Origin of the sequence: Lactobacillus sp. UMNPBX19 (assembly GCF_002553805.1) — a bacterium.
Classification (GTDB): Bacteria; Bacillota; Bacilli; order Lactobacillales; family Lactobacillaceae; genus Lactobacillus.
The window spans coordinates 1-472 of record NZ_PCYR01000103.1 but is presented as its reverse complement, the minus strand read 5'-3'; the positions used below and the strand labels follow the sequence as shown (position 1 = coordinate 472).

The 472-nt window shown below is 39.2% G+C and carries 1 pseudogene; it reads left to right on the top strand.

The window, feature by feature from the left end:
- Positions 1–472 (top strand): annotated as a pseudogene (locus tag CP370_RS09275) (glycosyl transferase); the annotation flags it as partial.

The following is a 472-nucleotide window of genomic DNA, read 5'->3' as shown; positions in this document are numbered from 1 at the left end:
GGTAGATATGAAGAGTGTTATCAAGCAACGGACGCGCTGGGCTCGGGGAGTAATTCAAAGTTGTCGTAACCTCCACATCTTTTTGAATCCCAAAATCAACTTAATTAATCGAATTATTTTGATTAATACGTGGCTTTACTGGTGGTCCTTTTTGCGCCGATTAATTTATATTGCGGCTCCGATTTTGTACGCTCTTTTTAAAGTGCAGGTCGTTAATGCTAATTTCTGGGTGCTAATGATTGTCTGGGCACCGGGATATTTCTTGCTGCACTTTGTACTGGGAGATGCCTCCAGTAATATTCGTAACGAACGGTGGGGAGAAATACAAGAAACCTTTTTTGCCCCATACTTATTTTTACCCGTGTTACTGGAATCAATTGGTATTCACGCCAAAAAATTTAAAGTAACGGATAAAAAAGTACAATTTTCTTGGCGAGACAAATTGTACATCATCCCGTACTTAATTTTATGG